Raw genomic sequence first — 19876 nt, 5'->3', positions numbered from 1 at the left:
AAGCGTGCGACAACTTATTAACTGATCGACCTGGCACGCCCCCTGATCTCGCACTCAATGGGAGCGCGCGCACACTATTGGAGCAACCATGACCCAGCCTTTGATTCTTCAGCCCAGCCAGCCTGTGGACGCCTGCGTAATCTGGCTGCACGGCCTGGGCGCCGACCGCTACGACTTCCTGCCGGTTGCCGAAGCCCTGCAAGAGCACCTGCTGAGTACGCGCTTCGTCTTGCCCCAGGCACCGACCCGCGCCGTGACCATCAACGGCGGTTACGAGATGCCGAGCTGGTACGACATTTTGGCCATGAACCCGGCCCGGGCCATCAACCGCGAACAGCTCGATGAGTCGGCAAAAATGCTCACCGGCCTGATCGAAGAACAACGCGCCAGCGGAATAGACGCTTCGCGGATTTTTCTCGCCGGGTTCTCCCAAGGCGGCGCGGTGGTTCTGCACACCGCATTCCTGCAATGGCAAGGTGCCCTGGGTGGCGTACTTGCCCTCTCCACCTACGCCCCGACCTTCAGTGATGAGCTGGAATTATCGGCCAGCCAGCAGCGAATTCCGGTGCTGTGCCTGCATGGCCAGTACGACGATGTGGTCCAGAACGCCATGGGCCGCACGGCCTACGAGCATTTGAAGGCACGTGGTGTCACCGTGACATGGCAGGAATACCCAATGGGTCACGAAGTGTTACCCGAAGAAATTCGTGATATCGGCACCTGGTTGGCCGAACGTTTACGCTGATTTCGAAACTTCCTGCTGCTGTATGACCAACACACTACGCCGCGCCCGTTTCTTGCATTACACTGGCCGGCGTACATTCCTTAACCAACTGATGAGATGACCGTGCTCAGAGCACTCAAGAAAATGTTCGGTAAAAGCGAGGCTGAGCAGCTCGCGCCCAGCTCCAGCGTACCTTCCCCTACTACCAGCAACCGCACCGACGGTCATCAGCCTGGCCGGACCGCAGCTGTCGCGGCACCGAAACATACGCCTGCGAACACACCCGCCAGCGAGCCTATTGCGCAAACACCGCACAAAGAGACTGAAAAACCTGCGCAACCGCGTCGCGAACGCGCACCGAAGCCGCCGCTCAAAGCCTGGAAACTCGAAGACTTCGTCGTCGAACCCCAGGAAGGCAAAACCCGTTTTCACGATTTCAAGCTCGCCCCGGAACTGATGCACGCCATCCAGGACCTGGGTTTCCCGTACTGCACGCCGATCCAGGCGCAAGTGCTGGGCTTTACCCTCGCCGGTAAAGACGCCATTGGCCGTGCACAGACCGGCACCGGCAAAACCGCTGCGTTCCTGATTTCGATCATCACCCAGTTGCTGCAAACCCCGCCGCCGAAAGAGCGCTACATGGGCGAGCCGCGAGCACTGATCATCGCACCGACCCGCGAGCTGGTGGTACAGATCGCGAAGGATGCGGCAGACCTGACCAAGTACACCGGCCTCAACGTCATGACTTTCGTGGGCGGCATGGACTTCGACAAGCAGCTCAAGCACCTCGAAGCCCGCCACTGCGACATTCTCGTGGCCACCCCGGGCCGCTTGCTGGACTTCAACCAGCGCGGTGACGTGCATCTGGACATGGTCGAAGTCATGGTCCTGGACGAAGCCGACCGGATGCTCGACATGGGCTTCATCCCACAAGTGCGTCAGATCATTCGCCAGACTCCACCGAAAAACGAACGTCAGACCCTGCTGTTCTCCGCGACCTTCACCGAAGACGTGATGAACTTGGCGAAGCAATGGACCACCGACCCGTCGATCGTCGAGATCGAAGCGCAGAACGTGGCCAGCGAAAACGTCGAGCAGCACATCTATGCGGTGGCCGGCGCCGACAAGTACAAACTGCTCTACAACCTGGTCAACGACAACGGTTGGGAACGGGTAATGGTCTTCGCCAACCGCAAGGACGAAGTGCGGCGCATCGAAGAACGCCTGGTCCGTGACGGCGTCAATGCGGCCCAACTTTCCGGCGACGTTCCGCAGCACAAGCGCATCAAGACCCTGGAAGGTTTCCGCGAAGGCAAGATTCGCGTGCTGGTGGCCACCGATGTCGCCGGTCGCGGCATCCACATCGACGGCATCAGCCATGTGATCAACTTCACCTTGCCTGAAGTGCCGGACGACTACGTCCACCGCATTGGCCGTACCGGCCGCGCAGGCGCTGATGGCGTGTCCATCAGCTTCGCCGGTGAAGACGACTCCTACCAGCTACCGTCCATCGAGGCGCTGCTGGGGCGCAAGATCAGTTGCGAAACCCCGCCGACCGAGCTGCTGCGCCCTGTCGAGCGCAAACGCCCTTAAGCTCGAGCCACACCTAAAGAAGCGCAGCCGACAACGACTGCGCTTTTTTTACGCCCGGATATTGCCAAACAGAACAATAAGTCCACAATGGACAAATTAGTTTACTTGCAAGTCACGGAGCATTCCCATGTCCCACGCCCCTTTTGTGATCGACCATGTCCAGGCTCGGCAGTTGCTCGAACAGGTCGATGTACCGCAGATCCTGCGCAAGCTGTTCCGTGACCTGGCCGCTGGCCAAGCGGTACAACCCGCCCAGCAACTGGTCGAGTTCCCCCAAGGGGGCGGCGACTTCATCAACTACCTGGGTGTGCTGGCCGAAGAACGTGTGTATGGCGTAAAGACCTCACCCTACATTGTGCGTAAGGAAGGTCCACTGGTGACAGCCTGGACCCTGCTGATGTCGATGCAAACCGGTCAGCCATTGCTGCTCTGCGACGCTGGCGAACTGACTACCGCCCGCACCGCTGCAACAACCGCAGTCGCCGTGGATGCCCTCGCCGCGCCGCAAGCCACGCGCCTGGCGATTATCGGCAGCGGCCCGGTGGCTCAGGCACATTTGCGCTACGTCAAAGACCTGCGGGACTGGCACAGCATCACCTTGTTTTCCCCCGGCCTCACGCACAAAGACCCTCAGGCCCTGGCATCCTTGAAAGCCCTCGACCCGCGCCTGTACATTGCCGGGAGTCGTGAGGAAGCCGTCCAGGACGCGGACGTGATCATGCTCTGTACCTCGTCTGCCGGCCCTGTCATCGACCCGCGGGCCTTGAGCAAACCGGCGCTGATTACCTCCATCAGCACCAACGCGGTGCGCGCCCATGAAATCCCACCTGAAACACTGAGTGAAATGCAGGTTTATTGTGATTACCGCCAGACCACACCCGGTTCGGCCGGGGAAATGCTGATTGCCAGCGAACAGCATGGCTGGGACAGCAGCGCGATTGCAGGCGACCTGGCTGAACTGTTGAGCGATCTTGCGCCACGTCCGGAGTATGACCGCCACGTGTTTTTCCGCTCCATCGGTTTGGGCCTGGAAGACATTGCACTGGCCAATGCCATTTATCAATTGCAAAAAAACCAATAAGTGCACCAGCCCTACTGTGGCGAGGGAGCTTGCTCCCGCTGGGTTGCCAGGCAACCCTGAAATCAGCCACCGCAGGCATTCAGATGAAACGCGACTGCCGGATTACGACCACTTCGCAGCCGAGCGGGAGCAAGCTCCCTCGCCACAAGTGCCCACCGGTCCCAAGCCAACAATTACAGGAGACGTTCATGACCCAGGCAGACTTCATCATCATTGGCGGCGGTATCGCCGGCGCGTCCACCGGCTTCTGGCTGTCGCAGCATGCTCGGGTGATCGTGCTCGAACGCGAATCCCATCCGGCCTACCATTCCACCGGACGTTCGGCGGCCCTATATTCCGCCGCTTATGGCACACCGCAAGTGCGCGCATTGACCCTGGCCAGCCGTGACTTCTTCGATGCACCGCCAGCCGGGTTCTGCGAGCACCCGCTGCTGACGCCGCGCGGTGAAATGACCGTCGATTTCATCGGTGACCCGGACGAGTTGACCAATCAGTACCTGAGCGCCAAGGCGACGGTGCCGCAGATGCAAATGCTCAGCGCTGACGAGGCCTGTGCGCGTATGCCGATCCTGCGACGCGAGAAGGTTCACGGCGCAATCTACGATCCGAGCGCCTCGGACATCGACACCGATGCCCTGCACCAAGGTTACCTGCGCGGCATCCGCCGCCATCAGGGTGAAGTCCACACCGACAGCGAAGTCCTGGGCCTGACCCGGGACACTCAAGGCCTGTGGCATGTCGAAACCGCACAACAGACCTTCACCGCACCCGTGATCATCAATGCCGCCGGAGCCTGGGCTGACGCCCTCGGCGCAATGGCCGGAGCCAAACCGCTGGGCCTGCAACCCAAACGCCGCGCCGCGTTCATCTTCGCCGGGGCCGAAGGCCTGGACAGCCACGACTGGCCAATGCTGGTCAGCCTCGACGAATCGTTCTACATGAAACCCGACGCCGGAATGTTCCTCGGGTCCCCGGCCAATGCCGACCCGGTCGAGCCTCATGATGTGCAGCCTGAAGAGCTGGACATTGCCATGGGTATTTATCAGATCGAGGAAGCCACCACGCTGACCATCCGCCGTCCGACGCGGACCTGGGCCGGCTTGCGCAGTTTTGTTCACGATGGTGACCTGGTCAGCGGTTTCGATCCGCAGGTGCCAGGGCTGTTCTGGGTCGCGGCCCAGGGTGGTTATGGCATCCAGACGTCGCCCGCCATGGGCCAGGCCAGTGCGGCGCTGGTTCGCGGCGAGGCCTTGCCTGAACACCTCGCCGGGTTTGGCCTGTCGAGCGACATGCTCTCCCCTGCCCGCCTGGGTTAATGCCTGACCCGGATGACGACTTGCCTCGATTGCGGCACACTCGCAGCGCCCTTTCCTACAGGGCGCTGACTGCCTGGAGCTCCACCGATGCCCCCACCTCCTCAAGACCCTGCATTGGATAACTTCCGTGCGATCGCCGATGCCATCGCCACGCTGTTTTTCCCCCACGCCGAGGTGGTGCTGCACGACCTGCGTACACAGAAAATCGATTACATCGCCAACAACATTTCCAAGCGGGAAGTCGGCGATGACGCCGCCCTTGAGGACATGCTCAGCGAAGGCACCCTTGAGCGGAATATCGGCCCCTACGAAAAACTCAACTGGGACGGTCAGAAGATTCGCAGCCTCAGCAGCGTCTTACGCGACAACGACGGCCTGCCGATCGCAATGTTGTGCATCAACCTGAACATTTCATTGTTCGAAAACGCCAAGGCTGCACTGGACCTGTTTCTCTCGCCGAGCAAACTGATCCCGCAACCGGATGCCTTGTTTCGCGATGACTGGCAGGAACGGATCAACACCTTCCTGCACAACTGGTTGCGCGAACGGCAATTGGGCCTGAATGTGCTGACCCGCGAACACAAACGCGAACTGGTGCTGGCGCTGCACGCCGAAGGCGCCTTCAAGGGCAAAAGCGCCTCCAACTATGTGGCCAATGTACTGAATATGGGGCGGGCGACGGTGTACAAGCATTTGAAGGAATTGAAGGGCTGATACTGACCTTTGTGGCGAGGGAGCTTGCTCCCGCTCGGCTGCGAAGCGGTCGTGAACCCGGCAAGCGCTTTGCATCTGGCAGAGCGCATCGCCTGAGTTCAGGGCCGCTTCGCGCCCCAGCGGGAGCAAGCTCCCTCGCCACAAGTCATCATCAATCGCCGTAGATATCCGACTTGAAGTACTTGTCTGAAATCTTCTGGTATTCGCCATCGGCCCGAATCCCGTCGATGGCCTTGTTCAGTTCGGCAACCAATTCGGCATTGCCCTTGCGCACAGCAATCCCGGCGCCTTCACCGACGTACTTCGGGTCCTTCAGTTCCGGCCCGACAAAGGCGTAACCCTTGCCTCGCGGCATCGACAGAAAGTCAGCCAGCGGAATGGTGTCGGCAAAAATCGCATCCAGACGCCCGGCCGCCAGGTCCATGTAAATCTCTTCGTTGTTGCTGTACCGCTTGATGACGACGCCTTTGGGTTCGAAGACTTCCGAGGCATAGCGATCCGTGGTGGTCGCCCGCTGCACGCCAATGGTTTTGCCCTTGAGGCTGGCGTACTGATCATCCACCACCGCGCCGTCCTTCATCACCAGCCGCGACGAAGTGAAGTAGTACTTATGGGTGAAGTCCACCGACTTTTTGCGGTCTTCGTTGATGGTCATGGACGACAGCGCTGCGTCGATTTTCTTCACCTTGAGGGAAGGAATCAGACCGTCGAACTCACCCTCGACCCACTCGCACTTGACCTTCATCTGCGCGCATAGCGCATTGCCGATGTCATAGTCGAAACCGGTGATTTTTCCATCCGAAGTCTTGGAGGCAAACGGTGGATAGGCCGCTTCGATGCCAATACGCAGGGTTTTCTCGGCGGCGAACAGGCTGCTGCACGCCAACAGACTCAAGGCCAGGCCAGTGACAAGGGGGAGTTTTTTCATATTCGTTCTCTCGCAGGTTGTTGTTGGTTTGGCAGGAGAAGATCAGTTGCAAGCAAGTGGCTGTCTTGTACTTATAATTCCATACTGGACTTTAATGTATTTTCCGTCAATCGACCGCACGCAGTTCTTCCAGCCTCTGGTCGGGAGAGAAATCAGGAAGACATTGAGTGTTCCGACGATGACGGACGGACGGACAGCCAACAAAGAAACAGCAGGCTAATTAATTCTTCCAGCGATCCGCTGCCACATGATCACTGGCCCGCCCTTCAACCCAGCGCGGGCCATCGGCGGTGGTTTCTTTTTTCCAGAACGGCGCACGGGTTTTCAGGTAATCCATGACAAAGGCGCACGCATCGAAAGCTGCCTGACGATGGGCGCTGGCGGCGCCGACGAAGACAATCGGCTCGCCGGGTTCGAGGGCACCGATGCGGTGCAGAACTTCGAGTTTGAGCAGCGGCCAGCGCTGTTCGGCCTCAACGGCGATTTTGCCGAGGGCCTTTTCGGTCATGCCCGGGTAATGTTCCAGAAACATCCCGGCGACGTCGAGGCCGTCATTGAAGTCGCGCACGTAGCCGACAAAACTCACCACCGCGCCGACACCGGCATTCGCCGCGTGCATCGCATTGACTTCAGCGCCCGGATCGAACGCCGTGGACTGCACGCGAACCGCCATTTCAGCCTCCGGTGACCGTGGGGAAAAACGCCACTTCATCGCCATCGACGAGCGGTTCGTCGAGCTGGCACAGGTCTTCATTGCGAGCGCACATCAGGTTCTGTTCACTCAGCACCTCGGCGCCTTCGCGTTGCGCCAACAACACACGCACATCGTCGACCGTGGCAAAGTCGCCTTCAACGCTCAACGCATCCACGCCCAACGCCTCGCGGTAACGGGCGAAAAACTTCACCGTCAGTTTCATTGATCGGCCACCTGATAATGCCCGCTCTTGCCGCCAAGCTTCTCCAGCAAGCGCACGGTTTCAATGACCATGCCCCGGTCCACGGCTTTGCACATGTCGTAAATCGTCAGCGCGGCGATGCTAGCGGCGGTCAGCGCTTCCATTTCCACCCCGGTCTGCCCGGCCAGTTTGCAGCGGGCGACAATGCGCACGGCGTCGATGCCTTCGGCACTGAGTTCGACCTTGACGCTGGTGAGCATCAGCGGATGGCACAACGGGATCAGATCAGAGGTTTTCTTCGCCGCCTGAATACCGGCAATGCGCGCCACGGCGAACACATCCCCTTTGGGGTGACCGCCACTGACGATCATCTGCAAGGTTTCAGGGAGCATTCGCACAAACGCTTCGGCCGTGGCTTCACGGGACGTCACGGCTTTTTCGGTGACGTCGACCATGTTGGCGCGACCTTGGGAATCGAGATGAGTCAGCACAGCGTTACTCCTGATCAGGAGCGTCGATTGTAAACCTGCGGGTCAATTTTTCGCACGCAAGATTATCGATCTGACCACGACCCAATGTGGGAGCGAGCCTGCTCGCGATGGCGGCGTGACAGTCAACATCAATGCTGAGTATCAGATGGCTATCGCGAGCAAGCTCGCTCCCACAAGGGATTTGTGTCGGGCATAAAAAACCGGGGGCCTTGGAGGGCACCCGGTTCTGGTGAGACGGTTACAGATGAGATTCGGCGTATTCGGCCAGTATCGAACGTGGCACCCCTTGCAGGGTGATGTGCACACCGTTGGGGAAATCCTTGAAGCGTTCAGTCAGGTACGTCAGCCCGGAGCTGGTCGCGGACAGGTAAGGGGTGTCGATCTGCGCCAGGTTGCCCAGGCACACCACTTTGGAACCGGCGCCGGCACGGGTGATGATGGTTTTCATCTGGTGCGGGGTGAGGTTCTGGCATTCGTCGATCAGGATCAGGCTCTGCTGGAAGCTGCGGCCCCGGATGTAGTTGAGGGATTTGAACTGCAACGGCACTTTGCTGAGGATGTAATCGACGCTGCCATGGGTGCTTTCGTCATCCATGTGCAAGGCTTCGAGGTTGTCGGTAATGGCGCCCAGCCACGGCTCCATTTTTTCTGCTTCGGTGCCCGGCAAAAAGCCGATCTCCTGGTCCAGCCCCTGCACGCTGCGCGTCGCGATAATGCGCCGGTAACGCTTGCTGACCATGGTCTGCTCAATCGCTGCGGCCAGGGCCAGGATGGTTTTACCCGAACCCGCCGCACCCGACAGGTTGACCAGGTGAATGTCCGGGTCGAGCAAGGCGTACAGCGCCAGGCTCTGATAGATATCACGCGGTTTCAGGCCCCAGGCTTCCTGGTGCAACAGGGGTTCCTGATGCAGGTCAAGGATCAACAGTTTGTCGACCTGGATTTCCTTGATCCAGCCGACAAAACCCTGCTCGTCGATGATGAATTCATTGATATGCACGGCCGGCAGGTTGTCGATCAGTTGTACCTGATGCCAGGTGCGGCCATGGTCCTGACGGGTGTCGACCTTGCTCACACGGTCCCAGAACGAACCGCTCATGTTGTGGTAACCATTGGGCAGCAACGACACGTCGTCGACCAACTGATCGGTGCTGTAATCCTCGGCCGCGATTCCGCAGGCACGGGCCTTGAGGCGCATGTTGATGTCTTTGGTCACCAGCACCAGGCGCAGTTCCTTGTCCCGCGCATGCAGGTCGATCAACTGGTTGATGATGATATTGTCGTTCAGGTGTTCGGGCAGGACGATGTTCGGCTCGGTGCGCTTGCTCATCAGAATCGACAGCAATCCCTTGGGCCCGCTTTTTCCGCGCTGGATCGGCACTCCCTGCTCAACATCCTCGGGCGAGGCGTCGCCCAGGGTCTTGTCGATCAGGCGAATGGCCTGACGGCATTCGGCCGCCACGCTGTGGTGGCCTCCCTTGAGCTTGTCCAGCTCCTCAAGGACGGTCATCGGGATGGCAACGTGGTGTTCTTCGAAGTTCAGGAGGGCGTTTGGGTCGTGAATCAATACGTTGGTATCGAGTACATAAAGGATTGGCTGGTTGGAAGAAGGGCTACGTCCGTGATCATCCATACTCGGTCACCTTTGTGGGAGCCAGTCGACGCAATACGCTGCGCCTCGAAGTGGCCACCGAATTCACCTGCCGTACTCAAATGAATTGCACGACTCAAGTGAACTGCACACGCGGGGGTCTTGGAAGACGCCACCTGTGTTGCAGGTTTCGGCGGTCTGTCTTCGTAATACTCCAAAAACCATGACAGGAAAAAGCACTTTGACGTTTTTTTGAAGTTTATTTTTCAGAGTGACGAATAGCCCTTGGCGAGTCGCCGCTACGCCGTTAAAGTCGAAAGTCCACTTGCATCGAAATCCCGCTCAAAAATCCCTCTCGCCCAACGTTTCCGGGCCTTTACCGGTTTCAGCGAAACGCGTCCTGGCAATCTTCCCAACCGATCCCGCTTTCCCGGGTCTTCGAAAAAATCCACGGCATCGCTTCCTTCACGCCATCCTGCTTGGCGTTGAAATTGATCACCCCATGACGCCACAACAGCATCAGGGTCAACACCCGCTGAGCGCTCTGTTCGGCGCTGAGGCGACCGCCGACGTCCTGCGGGTCGATGTCCCACAGCGCCACCTGCAAACCCTGCGCCTTGAAAAAACCTTCCGCGTCCGCCCGGCGCTGGCCATTGGGCGGGCGAACCAGCGGCACGAAGTTCTCCGGCAACTTGTTTTTCACCAGATCGACACTGCGCGTGATCGAGTACTGCCAGTCCTGCCAGTGGCTGTGGGAACGGAACTCCCAGCCTTGCACACCGATGCACTGCTGCGAATAGAGCGCTTGCAGGCTGGCCACCGAACGCTGGGCCAGGCGTGCCTGAATATCACTGCCCAACACGAAGAACGTCGCGCTCAGGTTCGATTTACGCAGGTATTCGGTCAGCCACGCGGTGTTGTCGGGCGTGGCGTTGGCGGCGCTGTCGAAGGTCAGCAAAAACAGTCGGTCGTTGAGCTCGTCGCCGTTGCGCTCGTAATCGCCGTAGCGCTCGATCTCGCTGCTGGTCTGGGGAAACAGCGCGGCCTTGCGCAGTTGCTCGTCCAGGTAGCGCTCATGGAACAACCGGCTCGGCCCGGCCCACTTTATATAGTAGGAGTCTTCGCCGAGCTGAAATTTGCCCGCCTGCTCGCGCAGGGTGTCGAGGTCTTCGACCAGGAAACAGAACGATGCGTCCTGATCGCAGCTCTGCTGGGCGAAGTTGTAGTTGGCGAGCAAGCGCTGCCACATCCGCTGGCGCACGGTGTTGATCGAGTCCAGGTTGATCATGCGCAACCCCAGGCGCTGCTTCAGCCCTGCGTCATCCAGCGCCTCGCTGGCCAGCAAGGCGCGCGCGAAGGTGAGGATTTCCGCTCGCGATGCAACGTCGAACAGGGTTGGGGTGGTCAACTGCTCAGGCCAGGTGCTGCGGTCCAGCGTGGCCACGTCATTGGGGGCGGCAAGCGCGCCACAACTGAACAACAAGGCCGAGAAAAGCAAAACGATACGCAATGGGATGTCTCCGTAACAAAACCCGCGCGGCACTATAGCTGATCCAGACCCAACTCCTGCAGCGGCGCCAAACTCATTGTGGCGAGGGAGCTTGCTCCCGCTGGGCTGCGAAGCGGCCCCAAAAGCTGCAACCTCACTCTTCCAGATGAAACCAGCCCATCAATTTGCGACCGCTTCGCGCTCGAACGAGAGCAAGCTCCCTCGCCACAAAAGCCCATCCAGCCAAGCCACCGATCACCTATGGACTTGATAGCTGGAGTCGACAAGGACAAGTCCCTAGAATCCCCCGCACGATTACAGGAGACGACTTCATGCTGATGGTGATTTCCCCCGCCAAGACCCTCGATTACGAAACACCGCCGGCCACCCAGCGCTTCACTCAGCCGCAGTACCTGGACCATTCCCAGGAACTGATCCAGCAACTGCGCGAACTCAGCCCGCAGCAGATCAGCGAGTTGATGCACGTTTCCGACAAGATCGGCGGCCTCAACGCAGCACGTTTCGGCAGTTGGACGCCCGCCTTCACCCCGGCCAATGCCAAGCAGGCGCTGCTGGCGTTCAAGGGTGACGTGTACACCGGCATGAACGCCCAGACCTTCAGCGAAGCCGATTTCGACTATGCCCAGCAACACCTGCGCATGCTCTCGGGCCTTTATGGCCTGCTGCGCCCGCTGGACCTGATGCAGCCGTATCGGCTGGAGATGGGCACCAAACTGGGCAACGCCCGTGGCAAGGACCTGTACGCCTTCTGGGGCACGCAGATCAGCCAATGGCTGAATGAAGCACTGGCCGAGCAAGGCGATGACGTGCTGCTCAATCTGGCCTCCAACGAGTACTTCTCGGCGGTCAAGCGCAACGCCCTGAATGCCCGGATCATCAATACCGAGTTCAAGGACCTGAAAAACGGCCAGTACAAGATCATCAGCTTCTACGCCAAGAAAGCACGCGGCATGATGAGCCGTTTCGTCATCCAGGAACGCATCAACGACCCGGCTGCGCTCAAGCAATTTGACGTGCAGGGTTACCGCTACAGCAGCGAACAGTCCAAACCCGACAATCTGGTTTTCCTTCGAGACCACGCCCCCGAGTAGCCCTTCCTCCCCGGCGCACGTCATGGACATGGCACGTGCGCCGGAGCGTGATCCACCTCGCATTTTTCCCGCCTGATTCGCCATTATTATGGCGTCAATTTTCAAACCTCCCCGTTTATAACTTTTCTTTCACTCGACATCCGTGATTTTTTTCACTAGTGGCACTCAATTTTTTTATACGTAGTGGCATAAAACCATATACGCCGATTAACGCCCCGTTAATAAAGGCCCAAATGGAAAGTGCTATCAATATGAAAGCAGTGCCATCTTTTGTAATATTTCAAGAAATTTCAAATTTCAGGATGAGCGGACTGGAACTATGTCCAAATGCACCGCTCATACCACCGGTAACGATTCTCATCGTGGTTGTACGAGATAACTTACACAGAGACGAGAGTCTGTAGCCAAGTTGTCATCTTTAACTTAAGCCCGGCATCTCTTATTTGGATTAACGGTATAAAGACAGGAGATAACGCACCATGACTATCCCCTACCGGGCCAAGGCTGCGCCCCAATAAAAATGCTTACCTGAGCATTGAAATACCCGGTTTTACTGGATCAAAGCCCAAGTTCCAGTGCACAAAACCATTGCACCAATATCTTCCCGATGAAGATTGGCTGCCTATCAGGGCAGGTCATAACAACAAGACCTCGTTACGCACAGCTTGAGTGCATGTCGTTAGACACTCGGAACTTAGTATGCCTGCACACGGCATTGTGGCGCCTGTTGCCCACACTTTCGAGTGCACCATGACCGCTGAACACTATTAACTCCGGCCATCTAATGGCCAGGTGAATACCGGTTCCATTACAGAGAGGTAAATGCGATGCGCATCAGCATATTTGGTTTGGGTTACGTCGGTGCAGTCTGTGCCGGTTGCCTGTCTGCACGGGGTCATGACGTGGTTGGCGTCGATGTCGCCAAAGACAAGATCGACTTGATCAACGCCGGTCGTTCTCCCATCGTTGAACCGGGCCCTGGGCGAACTTCTGTCCCAAGGCATCCAGACCGGCCGCCTGCGGGGTACCACCAACTTCGCGGAAGCGATTCGCGACACAGACCTGTCGATGATCTGCGTCGGTACGCCGAGCAAAAAGAACGGTGACCTGGAACTCAACTACATCGAGTCGGTGTGCCGCGAGATCGGTTTTGTCCTGCGCGACAAGACCACCCGCCACACCATCGTGGTGCGCAGCACCGTGCTGCCGGGCACCGTGAAAAACGTGGTGATCCCGATCCTCGAAGACTGCTCGGGTAAAAAGGCCGGCGTCGACTTCGGCGTTGCCGTGAACCCCGAGTTCCTGCGCGAAAGCACCGCGATCAAGGACTACGACCTGCCACCGATGACCGTTATCGGCGAGTTCGACAAAGCCTCGGGTGACGTTCTGCAATCGCTGTACGAAGAACTCGACGCACCGATCATCCGCAAGGACATCGAAGTCGCCGAGATGATCAAGTACACCTGCAACGTCTGGCACGCCACCAAAGTGACCTTCGCCAACGAGATCGGCAACATCGCCAAAGCGGTCGGTGTCGACGGTCGCGAAGTGATGGAGGTGGTCTGCCAGGACAAGACCCTCAACCTGTCCCAGTACTACATGCGTCCCGGTTTCGCCTTCGGCGGTTCGTGCCTGCCCAAGGACGTGCGCGCCCTGACCTACCGCGCCAGCACGCTGGACGTGGAAGCGCCGCTGCTCAACTCGCTGATGCGCAGCAACGTGTCCCAGGTGCAGAACGCCTTCGACATCGTTTCCAGCCACGACAAACGCAAAGTCGCCCTGCTGGGCCTGAGCTTCAAGGCCGGCACCGATGACCTGCGCGAGAGCCCGCTGGTGGAACTGGCGGAAATGCTGATCGGCAAGGGCTACGACCTGAGCATCTACGACAGCAACGTCGAGTACGCCCGCGTCCATGGCGCGAACAAGGATTACATCGAGTCGAAGATCCCTCACGTCTCGTCCTTGCTCAACGCGGACTTCGACTCGGTGATCGACAACTCCGACGTGATCATCCTCGGCAACCGTGACGAGAAGTTCCGCGCACTGGCCGAGCACGCACCGGACGGTAAACAGATCGTCGACCTGGTCGGGTTCATGTCCAAAGCCACCAGTGTGAGTGGCCGTACCGAAGGTATCTGCTGGTAAGACAGCCGCAAGCTTTGAGCTTCAAGCCGTAAGCACAAGCTCCTCGCTTGAAGCTTGGGGCTTGGGGCTTGCAACTGACTTTAGGATTCCGATTATGCACAGGCTAAAGCACGGCCTGCTTCAGGCGGCCGGTTGGCTGTTTTACCTCAGTATTTTGATGGGCATCGCCCTGGCGTTGCCTGCGTCCACGTTCGACTCCGAGTCGAAGGACTTCATCTTCCTGATTGGCGCCGTGGGTATCTGGCGCTACTCGATGGGTGCCACGCACTTTTTGCGCGGCATGCTGTTTCTGTACGTGGTCTACCCGCACCTGCGGCGCAAAGTGCGCAAGCTCGGCAAAGCGGCCGACCCGTCCCACGTATTCCTGATGGTCACCAGTTTCCGCATCGACGCGCTGACCACCGCTCAGGTCTACAGCTCGGTGATCCGCGAAGCCATCGACTGTGGCTTCCCGACCACCGTGGTCTGCTCGCTGGTGGAGATGTCCGATGAGCTGCTGGTCAAAAGCCTCTGGGCCAAAATGAACCCGCCAGCCCACGTCAAACTCGACTTCGTGCGCATCGCCGGCACCGGCAAGCGTGACGGCCTGGCCTTTGGCTTTCGCGCCATCTCCCGCCACCTGCCGGACGACCGCGCCGTGGTGGCCGTGATCGATGGCGACACCGTGCTCGCCGAAGGCGTGGTGCGCAAAACCGTGCCGTGGTTCCAACTGTTCGGCAATGTCGGCGGCCTGACCACCAACGAGTTTTGCGAAGTGCGTGGCGGCTACATCATGAGCGAGTGGCACAAGCTGCGCTTCGCCCAACGCCACATCAACATGTGCTCGATGGCCCTGTCCAAGCGCGTGCTGACCATGACCGGCCGCATGTCGGTATTCCGCGCCACCGTGGTCACCGACCCGGACTTCATCGCCGACGTCGAAAGCGACTCGCTGCAACACTGGCGCCTGGGCCGCTTCAAGTTCCTCACCGGTGATGACAAATCGAGCTGGTTCAGCCTGATGCGCCTGGGCTACGACACCTTCTACGTGCCGGACGCCGCGATCAACACCGTTGAGCATCCGCCGGAAAAGAGCTTCATCAAGGCCAGCCGCAAACTGATGTTCCGCTGGTACGGCAACAACCTGCGGCAGAACTCCCGGGCCCTGGGCCTGGGGATGAAACGCCTGGGCCTGTTCACCTCCGTGGTGCTGTTCGACCAGCGTGTGTCGATGTGGACGTCCTTGCTGGGCCTGACCGTCGCGCTCATCGCCAGTTTCAAGTACGGGACCGCGTTCATCCTGGTGTACCTGCTGTGGATCGGCATCACCCGCCTGATCCTGACCCTGTTGCTTTCCTGCTCGGGGCACCGGATCGGCCCGGCCTACCCGGCGATTCTTTACTACAACCAGATCGTCGGTGCGCTGGTGAAGATCTACGTGTTCTTCCGCCTCGACCAACAGTCCTGGACCCGCCAGGACACCAAACTGACCCGTGATCTCGCCAGCTTTCAACGTTGGTTCAACACCTGGTCGTCTCGGACCATGACCTTCTCCGCCGGCAGCATTTTTGTCGCCGTGCTGCTGATGATGGTCTGACCTGTCCTGCCTGAATTAACTAGGAAATCGCCCTTATGAATACCGCCGTGAACGTCAACGTAGTGCATGAATCCGAAGCCCAGCGCCAGCACGCCCGGGTCAGAATCCCGGCCAGGCTGCGCTTTTTCGGGACCATCGGCGCGCCGCTCGAAGCACGGGTGGAAGACCTGTCGGCCGGTGGCTTGTGCTTCAACGCCGGTTCTCAAAAAGCCCTGACGGTGGGCGAAGTGCACAAGGGCCGCCTGCAATTCGTGATCGACAACCTCGGCCTGGCCATGGACGTCGAACTGCAGATCCGCTCCTACGATCGCCAGACCGGCCGCACCGGTTGCCAGTTCCAGAACCTCGAACCGCAGGACATCTCGACCCTGCGCCATCTGATCACCTCGCACCTGTCCGGCGACATCGTGAGCATGGGCGACGTACTGGCGACCCTGCAACGCGACAACTTCACCAAGGCGCGCAAGGCCAAGGATGGCGGCCATGGCATGACCCCGTTCGGGCGTCTGAAAGCGGTGACCTTCAGCGCCGGGATCTTCATCGTTGGTCTGGCGGCGTTCGGCTTCATTTTAAAATCGGTGTACGGCATGTACTTCGTCAGCCACGCCCAGGCCGGGTTGGTGAGTGTGCCGGGCATGAACATCACCATGCCGCGCGACGGCACCGTGCAGAGCCTGGTGAAAACCGACGGCGTCGCCGCCAAGGGCGCACCACTGGCGACGTTCAGCACCAGCATGCTCGACGTACTCAAAGGGCATCTGGACGAAGATCAACTGCAACCGGCCAAGGTTGAAGAACTGTTCGGCAAGCAAATGACCGGCACCCTGACCTCGCCGTGCGATTGCACCGTGGCTCAACAATTGGTCGCCGATGGCCAGTACGCCAGCAAGGGCGACGTGATCTTCCAGTTGGTGCCCCGTGGCAGTCAGGCCACCGTTGACGCGCGCTTCTCCTATCGCCAGTTCGGCGACGTGCGCCCAGGCACGCCGGTGAACTTCCAGATTGCCGGTGAAGACGACATCCGCACCGGCACCATCGTCAGCAGCACCAGCCTGAACAGCAGCGACCTGTCGTCCGACATTCGCGTGCAGATCAAACCTGACGCACCGCTGGACAGCACTTTCGCCGGTCGCCCGGTAGAAGTCAGCAGCGACCGAGGCCCCTCCGTGAACTGGCTGATCAACAAAGCCATGGCCGCCGGTCTTTAAGCGGAGGACATGCCTGTGACCACTCCACCTATCCTCAGAACACCGCATGCCCTGTGGGAGCGAGCTTGCTCGCGATGGGAGCAACAGGGTCTATCTGATGCACCGCGTAGCCTGCATCGCGAGCAAGCTCGCTCCCACACTGGTTATGCAGTGTGTGCATTGGCGCTGGCAGTCACTCTCAGCGGTTGCGCCGGCCTGCCCGACCAGCGTCTGGCCAACGAAGCGCTGAAACGTGGCGACACCGCGCTCGCGCAGCAGAACTACAAGCAACTGGCCGACCTGGGCTACAGCGAAGCGCAAGTAGGCTTGGCCGATATCCAGGTCGACAGCCGTGACCCGGCGCAGGTCAAACAGGCCGAAGCGACTTACCGCGCTGCGGCCGACGTCTCGCCACGGGCTCAGGCTCGCCTGGGTCGTCTGCTGGTGGCCAAAACCGGTTCAACTGAAGCCGAACAACACGAAGCCGAAAGCCTGCTGAAGAAAGCCTCTGCCCATGGCGAAGGCAACACGCTGATCCCACTGGCGATGCTGTACCTGCAATACCCGCACAGCTTCCCCAACGTAAACGCGCAACAGCAGATCAGCCAATGGCGCGCCGAAGGCAAACCGGAAGCGGGCCTGGCCCAGGTGCTGCTCTATCGCACCCAAGGCACTTACGACCAGCACCTGGATGAAGTGGAAAAAATCTGCAAAGCCGCGCTGAACACCACCGACATCTGCTACGTCGAACTGGCCACGGTCTATCAGAAAAAAGCCCAGCCTGAACAACAGGCCGAGCTGATCAAGCAACTGCAAGCCGCCCACACCCGTGGCACGGTTTCTGCGCAACGGGTGGACAGCGTCGCCCGTGTGCTGGGCGATGCGACCCTCGGCAAGACCGACGAAAAAACCGCTCAGGCCCTGCTCGAAAACATCGCACCCGGCTACCCGGCGTCCTGGGTCAGCCTGGCCCAGTTGCTCTACGACTTCCCGGAACTCGGTGACGTCGACACGATGATGAAGTACCTGGACAACGGTCGCGCCGCCGACCAGCCGCGCGCCGAACTGTTGCTGGGCAAACTCTACTACGAAGGCAAATGGGTACCGGCCGACGCCAAGGTTGCCGAAGAGCACTTTCAGAAAGCCGTCGGCAAGGAAGTCGCCGCCGACTACTACCTCGGCCAGATCTACCGCCGTGGCTACCTGGGCAAGGTCTATCCGCAAAAAGCCCTGGACCACCTGCTGACCGCTGCGCGCAATGGCCAGAACAGCGCCGACTTCGCCATCGCCCAGCTGTTTTCACAAGGTAAAGGCACCCAGCCCAACCCGCTCAATGCCTATGTCTTCAGCCAGTTGGCCAAGGTTCAAAACACCCCGCAAGCCACTGAGCTGGCACAAACACTTGAAGCCCAATTGCCACCCGCGCAACTGGCCGAGGCCCGGCGCCTGTTGCAACAGGAGCAGGCCAGCCGTGGTGCCTTGAGCCAGAACACGTTGCCACTGCACGCCCTGCAAGCAGAAGACGGCGAGGAATCCCTATGAAGTTGAATCCATTCGTTCAAGCCGGTATCGGTTTGACCTGCGCCCTGCTGTGGTCCTGCCCGACGCTGGCCGCGATGACCGACACCAAAAACGTCGGCCTGGAAGTGAAAATCACCGGCCAGTCCGAAGACGACGCTGACCTCGGCACCGCGAAGGGTGGCGACGTCAACGGCATCGGCCTCGACCTGCGTCCGTGGGTCTATGGCGAACGCGGCGCGTGGAGCGCCTACGCCATGGGGCAGGCCGTGACGGCCACCGACATCATCGAGACCGACACCCTGCAACAAGCCGACGACGCCAACCAGACCACCAACAGCGGTGATCGCACGTCGAAGAAAAACTACCTGGCCATGCGCGAGTTCTGGGTCGGCTACAGCGGCCTCACGCCCTACCCCGGCGAGATGCTCAAGCTCGGACGCCAGCGCCTGCGCAACGACGACGGCCAATGGCGCGACACCAACATCGAAGCGCTGAACTGGACCTTCGACACCACCTTGTTGCGCGCCAATGTCGGCGCTGCCGAACGCTTCAGCGAGTACCGCACCGACCTCACGGAGCTGGCGCCCAAGGACAAGGATCGCCTGCACGTTTACGGCGATGCCGCCTACCAGTGGACACCGGGCAACTGGGTCGGGATTCGCGGTCATCACACCCATGACGACGGCAAACTCGACTACCCGACACCCGGCGTTGCCGGCGACTCGCTGGACAAAAAACAGAACGGCGACATCAGCTGGCTCGGCCTCACCGCCGACAGCGACGCGTTCAACTGGCGCAACACCAACACCGTCAATTACTGGGGCAGCATCACTGGCATGAGCGGCGACACCGACACGGTCAACCCGCTCAACGCCGATGGCACGCGCCCGACCCAAGCCAAACGCGGTGAAGACCTCAATGGCTGGGCCACTGATATCGGCGTGCGCCTGCGCCTCGATCCGCAATGGCAAGTCGGCGCGGCCTACGCCCGGGCCAGTGGCGACTACGAGCAGAACGGCCTGGAAAGCAACCGCTCGAACTACACCGGTACGCGCTCACGGGTCCACCGTTTCGGCGAAGCCTTCCGGGGCGAGATGAACAACCTGCAGACCGCCACGCTGTTCGGTTCCTGGATGCTCAACGACGAATACGACGCCAGCCTGATCTACCACAAATTCTGGCGCGTCGACGGCAATAAACCGGTCGGCAGCAACGGCATCAACGCCGTCCAGAACAACGCCGACGACGTGACTGGCGCAGTGCTCTCCAGCACCTCCCTGCCCCTGGAAGACGGCAATAAAGACCTCGGCCAGGAAATGGATCTGGTGGTCACCAAGTACTTCAAGCAAGGCCTGCTGCCAGCCGCTTTGAGTCAGTCCATCGATGAGCCGTCGGCGCTGGTGCGCTTTCGCGGCGGGGTGTTCAAACCGGGCGATGCCTATGGCAAACAAGTCGACTCGTACATGCACCGCGCCTTCGTCGACGTGATCTGGCGCTTCTGATGCGGGCCGC

The 19876-nt window shown here is 59.7% G+C and carries 16 protein-coding genes and 1 pseudogene; 11 read left to right on the top strand and 6 right to left on the bottom strand.

Features of this window, described 5'->3' with window-relative positions; all coding sequences use genetic code 11:
• The first annotated feature begins 88 nt into the window (after nucleotides 1–88).
• From AABM54_RS05375 to AABM54_RS05355, 5 genes are all read left to right on the top strand, one after another.
• Complete coding sequence (locus AABM54_RS05375) at nucleotides 89–745, top strand: alpha/beta hydrolase (protein WP_347904284.1); 657 nt, start codon at nucleotides 89–91, stop codon at nucleotides 743–745.
• 96 nt (nucleotides 746–841) lie between these two features.
• Entirely contained in the window at nucleotides 842–2317 is a 1476-nt protein-coding gene (gene rhlB, locus AABM54_RS05370) for an ATP-dependent RNA helicase RhlB (protein ID WP_347904283.1), read from the top strand.
• A gap of 127 nt (nucleotides 2318–2444) precedes the next feature.
• A complete protein-coding gene (locus AABM54_RS05365) occupies nucleotides 2445–3398 on the top strand; it encodes an ornithine cyclodeaminase family protein (protein ID WP_347904282.1) in 954 nt (317 codons plus the stop codon).
• Nucleotides 3399–3586: 188 nt separating this feature from the next.
• Complete coding sequence (locus tag AABM54_RS05360) at nucleotides 3587–4714, top strand: FAD-binding oxidoreductase (protein WP_347904281.1); 1128 nt, start codon at nucleotides 3587–3589, stop codon at nucleotides 4712–4714.
• A gap of 87 nt (nucleotides 4715–4801) precedes the next feature.
• Nucleotides 4802–5428 carry a PAS domain-containing protein gene (locus AABM54_RS05355; protein ID WP_347904280.1) on the top strand — a complete coding sequence of 209 codons (627 nt, stop codon included), beginning with the start codon at nucleotides 4802–4804 and terminating at the stop codon, nucleotides 5426–5428.
• 151 nt (nucleotides 5429–5579) lie between these two features.
• On the opposite strand, the gene AABM54_RS05350 is transcribed toward AABM54_RS05355, so the two are convergent.
• The 6 genes from AABM54_RS05350 to AABM54_RS05325 all read right to left on the bottom strand — a co-directional run bounded on the left by AABM54_RS05350 (nucleotide 5580) and on the right by AABM54_RS05325 (nucleotide 10844).
• A complete protein-coding gene (locus AABM54_RS05350) occupies nucleotides 5580–6356 on the bottom strand; it encodes an ABC transporter substrate-binding protein (RefSeq protein WP_347904279.1) in 777 nt (258 codons plus the stop codon).
• A 220-nt stretch (nucleotides 6357–6576) separates the two neighbouring features.
• Nucleotides 6577–7029 carry a molybdopterin synthase catalytic subunit MoaE gene (moaE, locus tag AABM54_RS05345; RefSeq protein WP_347904278.1) on the bottom strand — a complete coding sequence of 151 codons (453 nt, stop codon included), beginning with the start codon at nucleotides 7027–7029 and terminating at the stop codon, nucleotides 6577–6579.
• A 1-nt stretch (nucleotide 7030) separates the two neighbouring features.
• A complete protein-coding gene (locus tag AABM54_RS05340) occupies nucleotides 7031–7273 on the bottom strand; it encodes a MoaD/ThiS family protein (RefSeq protein ID WP_347904277.1) in 243 nt (80 codons plus the stop codon).
• Nucleotides 7270–7743, bottom strand: coding sequence for a cyclic pyranopterin monophosphate synthase MoaC (moaC, locus tag AABM54_RS05335; protein WP_347904276.1), 474 nt, complete (start codon nucleotides 7741–7743; stop codon nucleotides 7270–7272). The genes AABM54_RS05340 and moaC overlap by 4 nt, the downstream gene beginning before the upstream one ends.
• A 238-nt stretch (nucleotides 7744–7981) precedes the next feature.
• A complete protein-coding gene (locus tag AABM54_RS05330) occupies nucleotides 7982–9376 on the bottom strand; it encodes a PhoH family protein (protein WP_347904275.1) in 1395 nt (464 codons plus the stop codon).
• Between the two features lie 343 nt (nucleotides 9377–9719).
• Nucleotides 9720–10844, bottom strand: coding sequence for a polysaccharide deacetylase family protein (locus AABM54_RS05325; protein ID WP_347904274.1), 1125 nt, complete (start codon nucleotides 10842–10844; stop codon nucleotides 9720–9722).
• A gap of 311 nt (nucleotides 10845–11155) precedes the next feature.
• Between AABM54_RS05325 and yaaA the strand changes: the two genes are divergently transcribed.
• The 6 genes and pseudogenes from yaaA to AABM54_RS05295 all read left to right on the top strand — a co-directional run bounded on the left by yaaA (nucleotide 11156) and on the right by AABM54_RS05295 (nucleotide 19866).
• Complete coding sequence (gene yaaA / locus AABM54_RS05320) at nucleotides 11156–11935, top strand: peroxide stress protein YaaA (protein WP_347904273.1); 780 nt, start codon at nucleotides 11156–11158, stop codon at nucleotides 11933–11935.
• An 827-nt stretch (nucleotides 11936–12762) separates the two neighbouring features.
• Nucleotides 12763–14080 (top strand): annotated as a pseudogene (locus tag AABM54_RS05315) (nucleotide sugar dehydrogenase).
• Nucleotides 14081–14171: 91 nt separating this feature from the next.
• Nucleotides 14172–15656 (top strand): mannuronan synthase, encoded by a 1485-nt coding sequence (gene alg8 / locus AABM54_RS05310; protein ID WP_347906135.1) that lies wholly within the window; start codon nucleotides 14172–14174, stop codon nucleotides 15654–15656.
• 35 nt (nucleotides 15657–15691) lie between these two features.
• Nucleotides 15692–16864 (top strand): alginate biosynthesis protein Alg44, encoded by a 1173-nt coding sequence (locus AABM54_RS05305; RefSeq protein ID WP_347904272.1) that lies wholly within the window; start codon nucleotides 15692–15694, stop codon nucleotides 16862–16864.
• A 15-nt stretch (nucleotides 16865–16879) separates the two neighbouring features.
• Nucleotides 16880–18385 (top strand): alginate biosynthesis TPR repeat lipoprotein AlgK, encoded by a 1506-nt coding sequence (gene algK, locus AABM54_RS05300; RefSeq protein WP_347904270.1) that lies wholly within the window; start codon nucleotides 16880–16882, stop codon nucleotides 18383–18385.
• Nucleotides 18382–19866 carry an alginate export family protein gene (locus AABM54_RS05295; RefSeq protein ID WP_347904269.1) on the top strand — a complete coding sequence of 495 codons (1485 nt, stop codon included), beginning with the start codon at nucleotides 18382–18384 and terminating at the stop codon, nucleotides 19864–19866. Before algK ends, AABM54_RS05295 begins: the two co-directional genes overlap by 4 nt.
• Nucleotides 19867–19876 lie beyond the last annotated feature (10 nt).

The organism is Pseudomonas purpurea (assembly GCF_039908635.1).
GTDB classification, from domain to species: Bacteria; Pseudomonadota; Gammaproteobacteria; order Pseudomonadales; family Pseudomonadaceae; genus Aquipseudomonas; species Aquipseudomonas purpurea.
This window is presented reverse-complemented; position numbering and strand designations above follow the sequence as displayed.